Consider the following 12,217-nt stretch of genomic DNA (forward strand, 5'->3'; position numbering starts at 1 on the left):
CCGGGGCGCGTGCCGCGCGGGTGACGGGGAAGACGGTGGCGGAAAACACCAGCTCACGCCCAAGCCTGCACACCGCGGGTTGTTGCTGGCGGTAGCGCGCTGGGCTCCGAGGAGGAATTCGAGCGGCTGGTTGGCGGCCTGGCGGATGCGCTGGGTGCCGCGGTGGGTGCGACGCGCGTGGCTGTGGACGACGGCTACGTCTCCGCCGACCACCAAGTCGGCCAGACGGGTGTGCTGGTGTCGCCGCAGCTGTACATCGCGCTTGGCGTGTCCGGTGCGATCCAGCACCTGGTGGGCATGCAGACTTCTGACACCATCGTGGCCATTAACAACGACCCGGACTCCCCCATCTTCGAAATCGCCGACTTTGGCATTGTCGGCGACATCTTCGATGTCGTGCCGCAGCTGATCGAGCTGGTCAGCGCCGCGAAGCAGGGCGAGTAGGAAGCGCGAGCGCGCGCGTGGAAGCGTTGAGAGAGCGTTGAGGTAAGGAGCGTCCATGTCTGTTGTCCTGCGACGAGGACTCCCCCGCGTCCCCGGCGGCGAGCCGTGGCCGCCCGCCGATGCCGTCGGCCCAGAGAATGCCGAGGTCGTGGGGACCGTTGAGGTTGGTGGTGCGGCGGCGGTGGCTGGTGCTGCCGGTTTGCCGGCCCCGGCTACCGGTTTGCCGGCCCCGGCTACCGCGACCGTTCCTCTGCGACGCGGTCTCCCCCGCGTTGCTGGTGGCGAACCATGGCCGCCGGCGGGCGAGGTGACCGTCGAGGTCCCGGCCGTCGCCGGGTCATCCCGCGTGGAGCTTGGCGAGGGCACGGCCCTTGCAGATACCCAGACCGAAACCGTCTCGCTGCGCAAGGGTCTCCCCCGCGTGGCAGGCGGTCCGGCGTGGCCAGAAGCAGCAACCGCGCAGATTCCGGCGGTGATGGCGGTGGTCGACTCCGTCGCGCCGACTACTTCGGTAGCAGCTGAGCCGGCTGAGGAGCTGGCTGAGGAGCCGGCGGCACCGGCTGAGGAGCTTGCGGCTGAGCCGGTTGTCGAGACCGTCGCCGAACCGGCTACGCCCGAACAGCCTGCGGCCGCGTCGGCGGCTGAGCCGGCGACGCCTGCGCAGGAGCCGGCAAGACCATCGAAACCCGACGCACCCAGGTCCGCGGCGCCCACGAATTCTGCGGGGCGGAAGGTGGCTGGGGCGCGGGATGGGAGCGTCGTTAAGCAAAAATGGCTCCTGGTCGCACTTGCGCTGCTGGTGCTGGGTGTGATTGCCGTGTTTGGTGCGCGGTGGCTGGTGGGCACGCCGTGGGGTGCGGATTTTGTGGCCGAGTACCCGGGCACGCAGCCGTTGCCGGAGGGCGCGCTGGTTGGACTCCCGGCGTGGCTGAACTGGGCGCACTTCTTCAACATGTTCCTGATGGTGCTGGTGATTCGGACGGGTCTGCAGGTGCGGAACGAACGGAAGCCGGAGGCGTATTGGGCGCCGCGACGCACGCCGAAGCGCAAGATCAGCCTCACGCTGTGGCTACACCAAGCGCTGGACGTGCTGTGGGTGCTGAACGGCCTGGTGTTCTACATTCTGCTGTTCGCCACCGGCCACTGGGTGCGCATTGTGCCCACGAGCTGGGATGTTTTCCCCAACGCGCTCAGCGCCGGGCTGCAATACCTCACGCTGAACTGGCCGCTGGAAAACGGCTGGGTGCACTACAACGCGCTGCAGGAGCTTGCTTACTTTACGACGGTCTTTATCGCCGCCCCACTGGCAATCATCTCCGCCGGATTCCGGATGAGCACCTTCTGGTCCGACACGTGGAAGGGCGCGTCTAAGGCGTACCCCGCTTCCGCGGCGCGCAAGATTCACTTCCCGGTGATGATCTACTTCTTGGTGTTCATTGCGATCCACCTGGTACTGGTGGTGTTCACCGGTTTCCGTCGCAACATGGCGGCCATGTTCGCCGCGCGTGGCGACGTTGACCCCTCCGTCTACGCCACCGATTGGACCGGCGTGTGGGTGTTCCTGGGCGCTGTCGCGGTGACTGCGGTGGCGTGGTTTGTGACTAGGCCTTCTATCGTCGCGCCGGTTGCGAACCTGACGGGCAACGTGAGTAATCGGTAGGTCTGGGCTGGGTGGTCGCTCGGCTGGTGGTCGGGGTCTCCCGGCTGGTGGCTGCGGGGTCGCTCGGTTGGTGGTCGGGGTCGCCCGGCTCGGCGGTCGGGGTCGCCCGGCTGGTGGCTGCGGGCCGGCGCTCGCGGTTGGTGGCTGCGGGCCGGTGCTAGCGGTAGGGCGGCAGGCGATCCTAGCGGTGTAATTGGTGGGCTCGGCTTCGGCCGGGCCCTCTTTTTGGCTGGTCACTAGCCCTCTGTTTCGATCCTCCATTGCGATCCCCTGTTGCGTAGCCCTTCGTGGCGATCCAAGGGGTTTAATTCATCCCGGTTTAAAGCATTTAAGCCCCTGGATCGTCGCGTGAGGATCGGCAACGGAGGCTACGCAACGGAGGATCGGAACGAGAAGCTAAGCAACGTACCACTCCCCGCCCACGCTCCCCGTTCCCTAGCCCAGCCCGGATGTACGCCCCAGCCTCTGGTGCTATTTTTTGCTGGTGACTGAAACGCAGCATCAGCAGCATCAGCAGCACCGCCAAGACCACCCCGCGAAGCTCCAGATCGTGCCGCTCGCGGCGATGAGCTTCGCCGCGTTCGTCTACGTCTGCTTCGAGATGTTCTCCGTCGGCCTGATCACGCCGATGGCGGCGGACTTCGGTGTCTCCGAAGGGCAAATTGGCTTGCTGATGAGCGTCTACGCCGGCCTGGTCGCCCTGGTGACCATCCCGCTGATGGCCGCCACCCGCAATTTGGACCGCCGGCCGCTGTTTATGGCCACGCTCGGCTTCCTCCTCGCCGGCATTGTGCTGCAGGCCATGGTGCCGAATTACTGGGTGCTGGTTGCCGGCCGCGTCACCGCCGCGCTTACCCACGGCCTCTTCTGGTCTCTGGTCAATCCGATGTCCGCACGCCTCGCTCCCCCAGGTCAGATGGGTCGCGCAGTGGCCGCGGTCTCCATCGGCTCCACCATGTCCACCGTCGTGGGCGCACCATTGACCACGGCCATCGGCAACGCCATCGGCTGGCGCAACTCCACCTGGATTTTGGGTGCCGCAGCCGTCGTGGCGTTCTTGCTCCTGGCAAAGACGCTCCCGGCCATGCCGGCCCGCCCCACAGACAGCGCTGACGCCACATCGACCACGAAGTCTGCGATCCCGTCGCTGGTGGTCTACCTGGCCTTCGCTGTGACGGCCATCTTTGCCACCTTCACCTACCTCGCCCTCCTGCTAGAATCCACCACCGGGCCGCGCTGGGTGCCCATCGGCCTGTCCATGTACGGCATCTTCGGCCTCCTGGGCATCGTCTTCGCCGGACGACGCGTTGATCGCCGCATGATCCGCATCAACGGCATCGACACTGTATTACTCATGACCGCCGCCGCACTCGGCCTAGCCGCGCTGCAATTCGGGTCCGGTTGGCTGATGTTCGTCGCGGTCGCCGTCCTGGGCATCGCCGCCGGCGCACTCCCCACCGCCGGCACCACCATCTTCATGCACGCAGGCCAGCGCAACCAGGACCTGGCCAGCTCCATCTACGTGGTCACGTTCCAGGTTGGCATCGCCTCCGGCTCGGCGCTGGGCGCCGCGACTGTCGACGCCAACTTCCTACCCGGCACCCTCCTCCTCACCTTGATCCTCGGCGCGGGTGCCCTGGTTGTACTGGCCGGGTTCTCCAGGCCGAAGCTGCGGTAGCTCCGTCCAGGTGGGGGCGAGCCGGGGCGGGCGGCAGGGCCGAGCCGTCGGCGCTGCCCGGGGGCTGGTGCGGGGCGGGGCCGTCGGGGCCGCCGGGCCGCCGGGGCCGGGTGGATTCCCTGCTGCCCCGTTGCGGCCGCCCGACCCCAGAGCCAAAGTTGTCCAAGTACTGCACCCACCTGGTCTTTTAGTGGCCTTGGAGAAGGAGTCGACAAACTTTGGCTCTTGGGTGGACCCAACGGAGCTGCGGGGGCGGCCCGCAGGGCAGGCCCAGCCAGGGGCCGGCGAGGGGCCGGCGAGGGAATCGTCCTGGAATTGCACCCACCAGGGCCTTTAGAGGGCTCGGCGAAGGAATCGTCCGATTCTTTCGCCGGGGCAGCTGTCAGCAGGACCGCCGGGCCGTCCGGCGTCGCCGCTACCGGGCGGCCGGGCAGCCGGGCTACCGGGCAGCCGGGCTACCGGGCAGCAGGGCAGCCGTTAGCCGCGGCGGCGGGTGAGCAGCAGCACCGCCGCAAGGCCCAACGCGGCGCACGCGAAGGAAGACACCGCCATGGCAAGGGCGTGGTTTGTGCCCAGGCCGGCCAGCGGAGCAACGGTCGCGGCCACCAGGAACTGCACAAACCCGATCGCGCCGCTGCCAGCGCCGGCGCCGATGTCGCGCACCTCCTCCACAGCCAAGGCGGTGGCGTTGGCGGAGATGAAGCCGGACATCATGGGCAAGGTGGCCAGCACGGGAATAAACCACCAGCCCAACGTTCCCAGGGAGAGGAAGATGAGGAGGGTGGTTATGGAGGCGTCGATAAGCAAGGCCCCAATGAGCACCTTCCGGGGCGGAACGCGGCGCACAAGCCGCATGTTCAGCGCGTTGGAGATGGGGAAGGACAGGGCCAGCGCGCCGAAGACCAGGGAGAACGTGGTCGGGGAGAGGCCCAGCTGGTTCTGCAGCACCAGCGGGGATGCGGCGATGTAGGAAAACAGCGCGCCGAAGCCGAGGGCGCAGGCGAGCAGGTAGCCCACGAACGCGGGGCGCTGCAGGCAGCGGCCGATGCGGGGGAAGAGGGTGCGCAGGCCGCCGGAGGTGCGCTTGTCCGCAGGGAGGCTCTCCGGCAGCCCCAGCGCCAGCAGCACCTGGATAAAGTTGACGGCGGCCAGAACCCAGAAGATGCCTCGCCACCCGATTACCGGCAGCATCAGCCCGCCCAGCGCGGGGGCAAGCGCGGGCATGAAGCCGGTCAGCGCCATCAGCGCGGAGAACGCGCGGGCGGCGGCGGTGCTGCGGGCAAGGTCCGGAATGACAGAGCGGGACACCACAATCACGGCCGCCCGCCACGCCTTGCAGCACGCGGGCGAGCACAAGCAGCTCGATCGACGGCGCCACAGCGCACAGCACCGAGGTGACAAAGAAGACGAGGGAGGAGATGATGATGGGCCGTTTGCGCCCGGTGCCATCCGAAATCGGGCCGAACAGCAGGTTGCCCACCGCCATGCCCACCATGAACCCGGAGATGGTCAGCTGCACGGCAGGGGCGGTGGTACCAAGGTCCTCCTGCAGCTGGGGTAGGCCGGGCAGGTACATGTCAATGCCCAGCGGCCCGGCCGCGGCGAAAAACGCGAGGGCGAGCATGAGCCCAGCTGAAAGTTGCGGCACGCAGGTACCATAACGCACATGAGAAATGTTGAAGTTACTTCCGCGCCCGGGCGGATCGGTGCGTGGGATCTCGCCGTGGCGTTGGACACGCGCGAGGGCGCTGACCAGCTAGCACCGCGCCGGGATCGGCAGAGCTTCTTCTGGGTCACGGACGGGGAGCTGCGCCTGACCGGTCCGGGCGGGTTCAATGAGCCGGTGTCGGCGGATCAGGTGGGGGTGTTCAGGGGAGCGTCGATAAGCGGGTCCGGCTCCGTGACGGGCGCGCGCCTGGATGCGCTCGGCCCGGCAGACGGCACGGTGGAGATTTTCACCCCGGAGGTGTTCACGCTGCGCGGGGTGACCACGGCGCTGCAGGGGGAGGCGCGCGTGCTGGTGGGCACGATGTTCGGCCGCACGTCCCCGGTGAGCACCGAGTTTCCGCTGGTAGCGGCGGAACTTCGCCTTGCCCCGGGGGCTGAGGTTGCTTTCACGCTGGAGGAGAGCTTTGAATACGGGCTTTTGCCGCTTGGCGACGGTATCTTGGTACAAAACGTCCAAGTTCCCGCCGGCGATGTGGCGTACGCGGAGGCCGGCGGGCGGACGTGGGGGATTAAGAACCAGTCGACCGGGTGGGTACGTGCCGTAGTCCTGGGCGGCGAACCGCTGTAGGGGAGAGCGATGATTGTCACCTTGCTGATGTCTTTGGAGGACGCGAATCCGGAGATCACGCGCTGCGTGAACGTGGAGGATTCGATGGACTTGGGGCAGCTCTCGGAGGTGATCAACGCGGCGTTCGGTTTCTCCGGGGCGGCGACGCACCTGTACGTGACCAAGAGCGGGAAAACGCGCCAGGTGTACGCCGAGGTGCCCAGCGCCGGCGAGGGCGATGAGGTGGACATGACCGTGGCAAAGCTGCGGGAGATAACCTATATCTATGACCCGACGGCGAATTGGAACGTCCACGTTGAGGTGCTGGGCTACTCGCAGCTGGACGGCCCGACGCCCTTGCTTATCGACGCTTCCGGGCCCGACATCGTCGAAGCCACCAACGGCCCCGCGATGATGACGCGCTTCCGCGCCGAAGCCCGCCGCATCGCCGCCGGCCTGGAGCCGGACATGGAGGTCACGCCACTTTTGCTGAGCTTCTTGCCGGTGATGTCCCCGGAGCGGATGCTGCAGCGCCTGACCGTGACGGACCCGGTTGCCGTGGCTACACGCATCGGCTTTGTGGCGGAGGAGCTGTTTTTCGACGCCGCACAGGACGCCGCCACAGACCCGCGAGCCCTTGACCTGGCCAACCAATTCGAGGATTTCCTCGATTCGCGCCCGGAGCTGCGCGACATCTTGGAAAATGACCCGATGCCGGACCGCAATCCAACCTTGATCGCGGCCGTGGCCGAGTTCTTTGAGCAGCACGCCGGCGAAGATTTGCTGAACATGCCAATTCCGGGTTTGGACATCCCGTTCCGCGACGGTTCCGGGCCGGGGCCGGTTGGCGGGTTTGGTATGCCGGATGCGCCGGCCGGCGGGTTCGGCGTGCCGGGCGTGCCGGGGGAGCGGGTGCCCGGCGCGCCGCATCTGACGGTGATTCCCGGCGAGGGCGGGGGAAACGGCGACGGCATCCCGGTGATCGGGTCGCCCACTGAGCTACCTGGTCGCGGCGCGCACGATGCATTCTCCGATGCATTCGCCGACGTTATCGAGCTGTTCCGCACCCCGCTGGGCCTTACCGGCAAGGGCAAGCTTAACTCCGCGGCGGTGAAGCAATGTCTAGATGTTATGGGCCTGCCCACCTACCTGCGCCAACCGCGCGAAAACTCCTGGATTGACGTGCAGCACATGCGCCGGGTGCTCGAGGGCGGGGGATTGATTGCAGAGCGGCAGCCCGGCACCCTCCAGGTGACGGAGAAGGGGCTGCAGTTCCTGGTGGCGAATGACCCGATTGGAGAGTTCAGCAGTGAACTCTGCGCCGGGTTCGAGACCGCCTTCGGCCAGCAGTTCTGGCCGCCGCTTGCGGCGTGCCTTGCAGATTCCCTGGGCCTGGTTGACTTGCCGGAGCATGGTCACCCGTTCACCGAAGGCCAGTGGGACGAGGCGCTGGGTTTCCTTGAAACCTTAGGCGGCGTGTACGCCGATAACGACGGCATGAGGACGTCCATGAACGGGGGGCGCCTCCTGCGCTCCATGGTGAAGTTTTACGGGTATTCACGGTAGGCGCCGGGGAGCGCCACGCCCCCGGCCGGGCCGGGCGGCCCCGGCCCGGCCCCCGCCTACCGCAGCGCCCGCGCCAGATACGCCCCGGCGAACGCGCCGAGGGTGTTGAACAGGATGTCATCCACATCGGAGTACCCCGCGGCCAGCACGTACTGCAGCACCTCAATAACCAGGCTGAACCCGGCGCCGGCAAGCGTGGCCCGCTTCACGTCCCCGAGAAGCCGGTACGCCACCCACCCCACCGGCATGAACAGCGCAATGTTGCCGCCCAGGTTCAGCCACGGACCCCACCACACGCGGTAGTGCCGGAATGTCGCCAGCGGTTCCAGTCGCACCTGGCGCACTTGGTGGCTTTCCGCGCTCCACACCCCGGGGAGCGAGAAGTACGCCTTGCCCACCGTAAACAACAACACCACCGCGATGACCAGCACCGCGGCAGCGATGTATGTGCCCCGGGAGTAGCGGTTACGCAGCCGCCTCATACGGCACCGGGCCTCCGGAAACCTGGCGGTACGCGTGCGCGCCAAGCAGCAGGCTGATCGGCGCCGCCACCATGGTGAGCACCAGCGAAAGCAGGCCGCCGACGACGGTGCCGATCGTGCCCGTCGCCGTCAACACCGCCGGCAGGCTGGCAAGGATAGCGATCAGGCCGCTGAACAGAATCAGGCCCAGCGTGGGCAGGTAGCTGCGCGCACCGGCCTTCACGCCCGCGCCAATCGCGTGCCCGAACCCGCCGTTGTTATCCGCGGCGTAGTACATCGGGTACACCACGAACGGGACCAGCAGCATCACCAGCAGCAAGATCACCAGCGTAACCAGGCCAAACGTGCTCATGATGGTGCCCATCAGCTCGGGGTCCCCGAAGATATCGTCCGGCTGCTGCGGCAGCGCCGCCGGGTCCAGATCGATCGACGCGAACGCGAACATGAACGTGATGATGCCCAGGATGGTGGCCAGAATCGACCCCGCAAACACCAGCAGCACGGCCACGCCCAGCGACTTACCGTAGGCCGGCGTGCTGGGGGACTTCAGCTTGACGACGAGCGTTTGCTGCAACGCCGCAGCCACAAACACCGGCCACAGCAGCACAGACGCGATGGCGGAGAGGAAGCTCATACCCGGCACCGTCGCGACGGAAGACATCACGCTGAGCACCGCGGAGATCAGGCCGATAACCAGCCAAAACTTCGGGTTCTTGCCAAATGCCTTGAAGGACCAGGAGATGGCCTCGCCCAGACGCAGCTTGCCGGTGCCCTTGCGGTGCGCCCAGCCGTTTGCGTGAGGATCATTGATCGGGTGCGGCATCTGGCCGTCACCGTAGTAGCCGTCCGTCAGCTGCTGGCCGTGGTAGCGCAGCGCGGTCGCGCCGGCAGCCCCGGCTGCGGAGTTCACCTCAAACTGGGAGTAGTCCGCCGGCTGGTTGGGGTAGCTCGGGTACGCGGGCTCGCCGTAGTTCGGCGCGCCCGGCGCGGTCGGTTCGGCATCGCCGTAGCCGTCGCCGCCGTAGCCGTCGCCGCCGGGGTACGGCTGGTAGCCGCCCTGGTTGGGATTGGTCATCGAGTGTCTCCTCGTGGGTATGGATCGAGTTGTCTCGGACAAATGCGATCCCAGCCTACCCACGGGAGGCCCCGGCCTCACGGCTCGCCGGTGGGCCTTACGGCTCCACGGCCCCAACCCCGGCGGCCCAAGCCCGGCTCGCCCCCGGCGGGCTACTTCACAACCAGGTTCACCATGCGGCCGGGCACGACGATCGTCTTCACCACCGTCTTGCCGGCGCCGGTCGTCAGTTCGACCACGCGGGCGTCCTCCAACGCCAGCTTCTCGATGTCCTCCTTCGACGCGTCCACCGGCACGTCCAGGCGAGCCTTGACTTTGCCGTTGATTTGGACGGGGAGTTCAACGGTGTCGTCGATAAGCAAGTGCTCCGAGAAGGTGGGGAACGGCTCGAAAGTGATGGTGCCCTGGTGGCCGAGGCGGGCCCAGAGTTCCTCCGCGATGTGCGGCGCGAGCGGGGAGACCATCTGGATCAGCGGCTCCACGGCAGCGCGCGGGGCGCCGGACGGGTACGTCTTGGTGAGGTAGTTGACGTACTCGATGAGCTTGGCCACGACGGTGTTGTCGCGCAGGCCCTCATAATCGTCGCGGACGCCGGCGATGGTGCGGTGGAGCTGCTTCTCATCGTCGCTGGTCAGCTCGGCGTCCACGACGGCGAGGGAGCCGTCCTCCTCCGAGACCACCAGGCGCCACAGGCGCTGCAGGAAGCGGTGGGCGCCCACAACGTCCTTCGTCGCCCACGGGCGGGAGGTGTCCAGCGGGCCCATGGACATCTCGTAGACGCGCAGGGTGTCCGCGCCGTAATCGCGCACCACATCATCCGGCGCGACGGCGTTCTTGAGGGACTTGCCCATCTTGCCGTACTCCCGGTTGACCTGCTCGCCGTTGTACCAGAACGCGCCGTCGCGCTCCTCCACCTCAGCGGCCGGGACGTAGACGCCGCGGGCATCCGTGAAGGCGTAGGCCTGGATGTAGCCCTGGTTGTACAGGCGGCGGTACGGCTCCTTGGAGGTGACAAACCCCAGGTCATACAGCACCTTGTGCCAGAAGCGGGAGTACAGCAGGTGCAGCACCGCGTGCTCGACGCCGCCGACGTAGAGGTCCACGCCGCCTGGGTCGCCGGCACCGTGCTTGTCCTCCTGCGGGCCGGTCCAGTACGCCTCATTCTCCAGGTTCACAAACTCGTCCGAGTTCGTCGGGTCGATGTAGCGCAGCTGGTACCAGGAGGAACCTGCCCACTGCGGCATGACGTTGGTGTCGCGGCGGTACTGCTTCGGCCCGTCGCCCAGATCCATGGTCACGTTCACCCAGTCCGTGGCCTTGGCCAGCGGGGGAGAGGGCTCCGAGTCCTTGTCGTCCGGGTCGAAGCTGACCGGCTTGTAGTCCTCCACCTCCGGCAGCTCCACCGGCAGCTGGTCCTCCGGGATGCCGTGGGCCTGGCCAAACTCGTCGTACACAATGGGGAAGGGCTCGCCCCAGTAGCGCTGGCGGGCGAACAGCCAGTCGCGCAGCTTGTACTGGATCTTCTCCTCGCCGGATTCGCGCTCCACCAGCCAGTTGATGGCGGCCTCGATCGCGTCGTCCTTGCCCAAGCCGTTCAGGTCCAGGCCATTGCTATTCGACGAATTAATGTGCGCCGCATCCCCCACAAACGCCGCCTCGGAGATATCCCCGTCCAGCACCGGGATGATGGGCAGGCCGAAGACGCTGGCGAACTCGTAGTCACGCTCATCGTGCGCCGGCACCGCCATGATGGCGCCGGTGCCGTAGCCGGTGAGCACGTAGTCCGCGATGAAGATGGGCACCTCTTCGCCGTTCACCGGGTTCTTGGCGTAGGAGCCCAGGAACACACCGGTCTTGTCTTTGTTCTCCTGGCGCTCCACGTCAGACTTCGCGGCGATAGCGGCCAGGTACGCGTCCACGGCCTCGCGCGGGGTGGCCTGGCCGTAGGTCCAGGTGTCCGGCGTGCCCTCCGGGTACGCGTCCGCCACCAGCGCATCCACCAGCTCGTGCTCCGGTGCCAGCGTGACGTAGGTGGCGCCGAAGAGCGTGTCCGGGCGGGTGGTGAACACCTCGATGGAGCCGGCCGCGGAATCGAACGCCACCTGCGCGCCGCGGGAGCGGCCGATCCAGTTGCGCTGCATGCTCTTGACCTTTTCCGGCCAATCCAAAAGGTCCAGATCCTCCAGCAAGCGGTCCGAGTACGCGGTAATGCGCATCATCCACTGGCGCAGGCGCTTGCGGTAAACGGGGAAGTTGCCGCGCTCGGAGCGGCCGTCCGCCGTGACTTCCTCATTCGCCAGCACCGTGCCCAGGCCGGGGCACCAGTTGACCATGGATTCAGAGAGGTACACCAGGCGGAACTCATCCAACGCCGCGTGCTTTTCCTGCGTGTTCAGGTCCTTGAAGTCCCGCCCGTCCTTGGTTTGGCGCGCACCCGTGAGCAGGTCGCGCACCAGGTCCTCGATGGGGCGGGCCTTCTGCAGCTCCTCATCAAACCAGGCGTTGTAAATCTGCAGGAAGATCCACTGCGTCCACTTGTAAAACTCCGGGTCCGTGGTGGCTACGGCGCGGCGCTTGTCGTGGCCCAGACCCAGCTGGTTCAGCTGGCGCTCCATGTTGGCAATGTTCGCCTCAGTGGTCGTGCGCGGGTGCGTGCCCGTCTGAATCGCGTACTGCTCCGCGGGCAGACCGAATGCGTCGTAACCCAGCGTGTGCAGGACGTTCTTGCCCAGCATGCGGTTGTAGCGCGCGTACACATCCGTGGCGATGTACCCCAGCGGGTGGCCAACGTGCAGACCCGCACCGGAGGGGTACGGGAACATGTCCTGGACGTTCAGCTTCTCCTCCGGCAGCGGCTTACCCGTCGCCAGATCGCCGGTGGGGTTCGGCGCGTTGAACGTGCCGTTCTCGCGCCAGTACTGCTGCCAGGTGGATTCAATCTCGTTGGCCAGCGCCGCCGTATACCGGTGCGCCGTCGGGTTCGCCTCAGTCATGCTTACGCAGTGTAGTCGGGGCACGTTACGGTGCCGCGCTGCGC

8 protein-coding genes and 1 pseudogene are annotated in these 12,217 nt (G+C 66.9%); 5 read left to right on the forward strand and 4 right to left on the reverse strand.

From position 1 onward, the window contains the following. Positions 1 to 126 precede the first annotated feature (126 nt). The 3 genes from JZY91_RS10685 (at position 127) to JZY91_RS10695 (ending at position 3,782) form a co-directional block, all read left to right on the forward strand. Positions 127 to 444 (forward strand): electron transfer flavoprotein subunit alpha/FixB family protein, encoded by a 318-nt coding sequence (locus JZY91_RS10685; protein ID WP_234949132.1) that lies wholly within the window; start codon positions 127 to 129, stop codon positions 442 to 444. A 55-nt stretch (positions 445 to 499) separates the two neighbouring features. Further along, complete coding sequence (locus tag JZY91_RS10690; RefSeq protein WP_234947839.1) at positions 500 to 2,104, forward strand: cytochrome b/b6 domain-containing protein; 1,605 nt, start codon at positions 500 to 502, stop codon at positions 2,102 to 2,104. Positions 2,105 to 2,669: 565 nt separating this feature from the next. Continuing rightward, positions 2,670 to 3,782: an MFS transporter gene (locus tag JZY91_RS10695; protein ID WP_234949133.1), complete on the forward strand. Its 1,113-nt coding sequence runs from the start codon at positions 2,670 to 2,672 to the stop codon at positions 3,780 to 3,782. A 477-nt stretch (positions 3,783 to 4,259) separates the two neighbouring features. Here JZY91_RS10695 and JZY91_RS10700 read toward each other — a convergent pair. Beyond that, positions 4,260 to 5,406, reverse strand: a pseudogene (locus tag JZY91_RS10700) (Bcr/CflA family efflux MFS transporter). Positions 5,407 to 5,448: 42 nt separating this feature from the next. Here JZY91_RS10700 and JZY91_RS10710 point away from each other — a divergent pair. Both JZY91_RS10710 and JZY91_RS10715 read left to right on the forward strand, forming a co-directional pair. Beyond that, positions 5,449 to 6,078: a hypothetical protein gene (locus JZY91_RS10710; protein ID WP_234947841.1), complete on the forward strand. Its 630-nt coding sequence runs from the start codon at positions 5,449 to 5,451 to the stop codon at positions 6,076 to 6,078. Positions 6,079 to 6,087: 9 nt separating this feature from the next. Continuing rightward, positions 6,088 to 7,623 carry a plasmid pRiA4b ORF-3 family protein gene (locus tag JZY91_RS10715; RefSeq protein ID WP_234947842.1) on the forward strand — a complete coding sequence of 512 codons (1,536 nt, stop codon included), beginning with the start codon at positions 6,088 to 6,090 and terminating at the stop codon, positions 7,621 to 7,623. Between the two features lie 56 nt (positions 7,624 to 7,679). Here the strand turns inward: JZY91_RS10715 and JZY91_RS10720 are convergent, their stop codons facing one another. The 3 genes from JZY91_RS10720 to leuS form a co-directional block, all read right to left on the reverse strand. Then, the gene (locus tag JZY91_RS10720) at positions 7,680 to 8,105 is read right to left on the reverse strand and encodes a VanZ family protein (RefSeq protein ID WP_234947843.1); all 426 of its coding nucleotides are present in this window, start codon (positions 8,103 to 8,105) and stop codon (positions 7,680 to 7,682) included. After that, positions 8,089 to 9,180 carry a hypothetical protein gene (locus tag JZY91_RS10725; RefSeq protein WP_234947844.1) on the reverse strand — a complete coding sequence of 364 codons (1,092 nt, stop codon included), beginning with the start codon at positions 9,178 to 9,180 and terminating at the stop codon, positions 8,089 to 8,091. Before JZY91_RS10725 ends, JZY91_RS10720 begins: the two co-directional genes overlap by 17 nt. Positions 9,181 to 9,332: 152 nt before the next feature. Then, positions 9,333 to 12,173 carry a leucine--tRNA ligase gene (gene leuS, locus JZY91_RS10730; RefSeq protein WP_234949134.1) on the reverse strand — a complete coding sequence of 947 codons (2,841 nt, stop codon included), beginning with the start codon at positions 12,171 to 12,173 and terminating at the stop codon, positions 9,333 to 9,335. Positions 12,174 to 12,217 lie beyond the last annotated feature (44 nt).

It is taken from the genome of Corynebacterium sp. CNCTC7651 (genome assembly GCF_021496665.1).
GTDB lineage: Bacteria > Actinomycetota > Actinomycetes > Mycobacteriales > Mycobacteriaceae > Corynebacterium.

Excerpts from the sequence above, each read along its gene's own strand:
- JZY91_RS10710 (WP_234947841.1), top strand. The coding sequence starts at position 5,449 with ATGAGAAATGTTGAAGTTACTTCCGCGCCCGGGCGGATCGGTGCGTGG.
- leuS (WP_234949134.1), bottom strand. The coding sequence starts at position 12,173 with ATGACTGAGGCGAACCCGACGGCGCACCGGTATACGGCGGCGCTGGCC.
- JZY91_RS10695 (WP_234949133.1), top strand. The coding sequence starts at position 2,670 with ATGAGCTTCGCCGCGTTCGTCTACGTCTGCTTCGAGATGTTCTCCGTC.
- JZY91_RS10715 (WP_234947842.1), top strand. The coding sequence starts at position 6,088 with ATGATTGTCACCTTGCTGATGTCTTTGGAGGACGCGAATCCGGAGATC.
- JZY91_RS10725 (WP_234947844.1), bottom strand. The coding sequence starts at position 9,180 with ATGACCAATCCCAACCAGGGCGGCTACCAGCCGTACCCCGGCGGCGAC.
- JZY91_RS10720 (WP_234947843.1), bottom strand. The coding sequence starts at position 8,105 with ATGAGGCGGCTGCGTAACCGCTACTCCCGGGGCACATACATCGCTGCC.
- JZY91_RS10690 (WP_234947839.1), top strand. The coding sequence starts at position 500 with ATGTCTGTTGTCCTGCGACGAGGACTCCCCCGCGTCCCCGGCGGCGAG.